This window comes from Pseudomonas nitroreducens TX1 (genome assembly GCF_000313755.1).
In the GTDB taxonomy this organism is placed as follows: domain Bacteria; phylum Pseudomonadota; class Gammaproteobacteria; order Pseudomonadales; family Pseudomonadaceae; genus Pseudomonas; species Pseudomonas nitroreducens_A.
The window spans coordinates 1-4,752 of record NZ_AMZB01000047.1; the positions used below are offsets into that span (position 1 = coordinate 1).

The 4,752-nt window shown below is 66.0% G+C and carries 4 protein-coding genes; all 4 read left to right on the top strand.

Features of this window, described 5'->3' with window-relative positions:
* Positions 1–67: 67 nt before the first annotated feature.
* Positions 68–1,693, top strand: a complete 1,626-nt coding sequence (locus C167_RS0100665) for an ATP-binding protein (RefSeq protein WP_017516360.1) — start codon at positions 68–70, stop codon at positions 1,691–1,693.
* A 209-nt stretch (positions 1,694–1,902) separates the two neighbouring features.
* On the top strand, positions 1,903–2,658 hold the full coding sequence (gene modA, locus C167_RS0100670; RefSeq protein ID WP_017516361.1) for a molybdate ABC transporter substrate-binding protein: 756 nt from the start codon (positions 1,903–1,905) through the stop codon (positions 2,656–2,658).
* Between the two features lie 16 nt (positions 2,659–2,674).
* Positions 2,675–3,355 carry a molybdate ABC transporter permease subunit gene (gene modB, locus C167_RS0100675; RefSeq protein ID WP_017516362.1) on the top strand — a complete coding sequence of 227 codons (681 nt, stop codon included), beginning with the start codon at positions 2,675–2,677 and terminating at the stop codon, positions 3,353–3,355.
* Between the two features lie 7 nt (positions 3,356–3,362).
* On the top strand, positions 3,363–4,466 hold the full coding sequence (modC, locus tag C167_RS0100680) for a molybdenum ABC transporter ATP-binding protein (protein WP_017516363.1): 1,104 nt from the start codon (positions 3,363–3,365) through the stop codon (positions 4,464–4,466).
* The last annotated feature ends 286 nt before the right edge of the window (positions 4,467–4,752 follow it).

Consider the following 4,752-nt stretch of genomic DNA (forward strand, 5'->3'; position numbering starts at 1 on the left):
CCCTCTGGGAGAGGGCTGGGGTGAGGGAGCTCTTCGCCAGCGCTCCAGTCATCCGGAATACCCTGCGATGAAATCCATCTTCCTGCGCATCTACGGCGGCATGCTGCTGACCCTGGTGGCGGTCGCCGCGCTGGCGGTGCTGACCCTGCACCTGGTCAACGACGTGCGCGGCGAACGCTACCGCGAGGACCTGGCGCGCGGCACCTTCCGCCTGATGGCGGACGAGCTGCTGCCCATGAGCGAAGTGGACCGCAAGCGTGCGCTGAGCCAATGGAGCCGCCTGCTGGGCATACCGCTGAAACTCACCAGCCTGGACGCCCTGGGCATGGAAGGACGCAGCCGGGCGCGGCTGATGAACGACCAGGTGCTGGTGCAGGCCAGGGCGCCCCATGAAGTGCAGGTGATGACCCAGGTGAGCGCGGCGGAGGGGCTGGTCCTTGCCGGCGAGGTGGAGCAGGTCAGCGAGCAACTGGCGCGCGCCACCATCTACCTGTTGATGGACGAGCTCAAGCGCTACCCGGCCAGCGAGCAGCCCTACCACCTGGCGCGCATCGTCCGTGACAAGCGTTTCGGCTTCGAGGTGCATCTGCTGCGCCTGAAGGAGGTCGACCTGGACGACGACCAGAGCCGTCGGGTGGAGGAGGGCGATACGGTGATGGCGCTGGGCAAGGGCGGCGATTCGATCCGCGTGCTCTCGGGCATCCTCGACACGCCCTGGGTGCTGGAGCTGGGGCCGATCTACCAGATGAACCCTTATCCGCCGCAGTTGCTGACGATCATTGTGGTGGTCGCGCTGACCTTGATCGGCTTGACGCTCTACCTGCTCATCAGCGGCCTGGAACAGCGCCTGCGCGGCCTCGAATCCGCCGCCACGCGCATCGCCCGCGGCAGCCTGGATACCCGCGTGGAAGTGCGCGGCGCGGACTCCGTGGGGCGTCTTGCCGGGGCCTTCAACCACATGGCCGAGCAGTTGCACCTGTTGCTGACGGTGCAGCGCGAACTGGTGCGCGCGGTGTCCCACGAACTGCGCACGCCGGTGGCGCGGCTGCGCTTCGGTCTGGAGATGATCGAGTCGGCCGAGACCGACAAAGCGCGGCGCAAGTACATGGAGGGCATGGACGGCGACATCCAGGACCTCGACCAGCTGGTGGACGAGATGCTGACCTACGCGCGGCTGGAGCAGGGCTCGCCGGCGCTGAGCTACCAGCGCATCGAACTGGGCGCGTTGGTGGAGCAGGTGGTGTCGGAGATCGCCCCGCTGCGCCAGGAAATCACCGTCACCTGCGAGCCGGGTTCGCTGGTGCCGTTCGACCAGGGAAGCTGGATCGAGGCCGAGCCGCGCTACCTGCATCGCGCACTGCAGAACCTGATGACCAACGCGCTGCGCTACGCCGAAGGGCGGGTGCGGATCAGTTACCGGGTGAGCGTGGACCGCTGCCAGGTGGACGTCGAAGACGACGGCCCCGGTGTGCCGCAAGCGCAGTGGCACCGGTTGTTCCAGCCGTTCTTCCGCGCCGATGACAGCCGCGCGCGGGTGACCGGCGGGCACGGGCTGGGGCTCTCCATCGTGCGGCGGATCATCCACTGGCACGGCGGCCGTGCGCAGATCGCCAAAAGCGAAGTGCTGGGCGGTGCCTGCTTCACGCTGATGTGGCCTCGCCGCCAGGCGCCGAAGGTCGACGACAGTATTTGACCTTTCGGTCAGGAAATGCAGAATGCTGCGTTGCTATCGCCGACGGATGGCGAACCTGTCGCACCCTGATTTCTCGTACTGATATTGCTATCCCTTGAGGGGTATTGCAGAGTCGCCGTCATCGTTATGTAATTTTTGTTATAGCGGGCGTGCGGGTGCTGCCATCGGCCGGATCGACGCTTGAAAACAACAGTCACAGGAGCTTCACGATGAAACACCGCCTCGCAAGCCTGTCCTTGCTGGTTGCTTCCTGTTTCACCCTGCACTCGGCGCTGGCCGATGAAGTGCAGGTGGCCGTCGCTGCCAACTTCACTGCGCCGATCCAGGCCATCGCCAAGGGCTTCGAGAAGGCCACCGGCCACAGGCTGGTGGCCGTCTATGGCGCGACCGGCCAGTTCTATACCCAGATCAGGAACGGTGCGCCGTTCGAAGTCTTCCTCGCCGCCGACGACAGCACGCCGAAGAAACTCGAGGCCGAGAAGGCAATCGTCCCCGGTTCGCGCTTCACTTACGCCATCGGCACCCTGGCGCTGTGGTCGGCCAAGGACGGCTACGTCGACCCCAAGGGCGACGTGCTGAAGAAGAACGACTACCAGCACCTGTCGATTGCCAACCCGAAAGCCGCGCCCTATGGTTTGGCCGCCACCCAGGTGATCGACAAGCTCGGTCTGCAGGATAAGGTCGCCGGCAGGATCGTCGAAGGCCAGAACATCACCCAGGCCTTCCAGTTCGTTTCCACCGGCAACGCTGAGCTGGGTTTCGTTGCGTTGTCGCAGATCTACAAGGATGGCAAGGTGACCAGCGGTTCTGCCTGGATAGTCCCGGCCAACCTGCATGACCCGATCCGCCAGGATGCGGTGATCCTCAACAAGGGCAAGGACAATGCCGCCGCCAAGGCGCTCGTCGAGTACCTGAAAGGGCCTGAGGCCGCTGCGGTGATCAAGTCCTACGGCTACGAACTCTGACTCTAAGGAACAGGCAATGCCCCTCACGCAGGAGGATTTCCTGGCCATCCGGCTCACCATCGAGCTGGCCGCCCTGAGCACCCTGATCCTCCTGCTGATCGGCACGCCGATCGCCTGGTGGCTGTCGCGCACCCGCTCCTGGCTGAAAGGTCCGCTGGGAGCGGTGGTGGCGCTGCCGCTGGTGCTGCCGCCGACGGTGATCGGCTTCTACCTGCTGATCACCATGGGCCCCAACGGCTTTATCGGTCACGCCACCGAGAGCCTGGGCCTGGGGCGCTTGCCGTTCACCTTCGCCGGGCTGGTGGTGGGCTCGGTGTTCTATTCGCTGCCCTTCGTGGTGCAGCCGTTGCAGAACGCCTTCGAGGCCATCGGCAACAAACCGCTGGAGGCCGCCGCGACGCTGCGCGCGAGCCCGCTGGATACCTTCTTCTCGGTGGTCCTGCCGCTGGCGCGGCCGGGCTTCATCACCGCCAGCATCCTCGGCTTCGCCCACACGGTGGGCGAGTTCGGCGTGGTGCTGATGATCGGCGGCAACATCCCGGGCAAGACCCGCGTGGTGTCGGTGCAGATTTTCGATCACGTCGAGGCCATGGAGTACGCCCAGGCGCACTGGCTGGCCGGCGGCATGGTGATCTTCTCCTTCTTCGTCCTGCTGGCGCTCCACGCGAGCCGCCGCAGCCGCTCGGCCTGGGCCTGAGGTGGGCATGCCGCAAGAGCTTTCCGCACGCGCCATCGAGGCCCGCTTCCAGATTGCCTACTCGGGCTTCAGCCTGGATGTCGACCTGCAATTGCCGGGCAAGGGTGTGACGGCGCTGTTCGGCCACTCCGGCTCCGGCAAGACCACCTGCCTGCGCTGCGTGGCAGGCCTGGAACGTGCGCCTGTCGGCCGCCTGGTGGTGAACGGCGAGGTCTGGCAGGACAGTGCCACGGGTGTGCTCCTGCCGCCGCACAAGCGGGCGCTGGGCTACGTGTTCCAGGACGCCAACCTGTTCGAGCACCTGTCGGTGAAGCGCAACCTCACCTACGGCATGAAGCGCGTGCCGCGTGACCAGCATCGTGTCGAGCTGGAGCAGGCCACGGAGTTGCTGGGCATCGGTCATCTGCTGGAGCGCATGCCGGGGCATCTGTCCGGTGGCGAACGCCAGCGTGTCGGCATCGCCCGCGCGCTGCTGACCAGCCCGCGCCTGCTGCTGATGGACGAGCCGCTGGCGGCGCTGGACCTCAAGCGCAAGGCGGAAATCCTGCCGTACCTGGAGCGCCTGCACGACGAGCTGGATATCCCGATTCTTTACGTCAGCCACTCGCCCGACGAAGTGGCGCGACTGGCCGATCACCTGGTGCTGCTCGACCAGGGCCGTTCCCTTGCCAGCGGCCCGGTGGTGGAAACCCTCGCGCGCACCGATTTGCCGATTTCCCACCTGGAAGATGCTGGCGTAGTGATCGACGGCCAGGTGCTGGGGTATGACGCCGGCTATGGCCTGCTGACCCTGGCGCTGCCGCACTGCGAGCAGCGCATCCGCCTGGCACACGCGCCGATGGACAAGGGCAGGGCGCTGCGTATCAAGGTGCAGGCGCGGGACGTCAGCCTGAGCCTGGAGCCGGCGGCCCACAGCAGCATCCTCAACGTGCTGCCGGCAACCGTCGTCGAGATGGTGCCGACGGACAATCCGGCGCACCTGCTGGTGAAGCTGGACGTTTCCGGCACGCCGCTGCTGGCGCGGATCACCCGCTATTCCCACGACCAGCTCGGCCTGCATGCCGGCCAGTCGGTGTGGGCGCAGATCAAATCGGTGGCGCTGCTGGCCTGAGAATTCACGCGGTCTCGATGCGTCGGTTGGCGGCTACGAGCTGATGAGGAGCACCGTGTAGGAGCGGGCCATTCCCGCGATCGCGCGCATGGCGCGCTCCTACAGGTTGGCGCTTTGGGTGCAGAAAGAAGCCAATCCGTCAGTCAGCAGCTCCCTCTCCCTAACCCTCTCCCTGAAGGGAGAGGGGACTGATCGGCGCAGGAGGAATCCATGGCGTCAGTCGGCTCGGATGGCTCCCTCTCCCTGAGGGGAGAGGGGGCTGATCGGCGCAGGAGGAATCCATGGC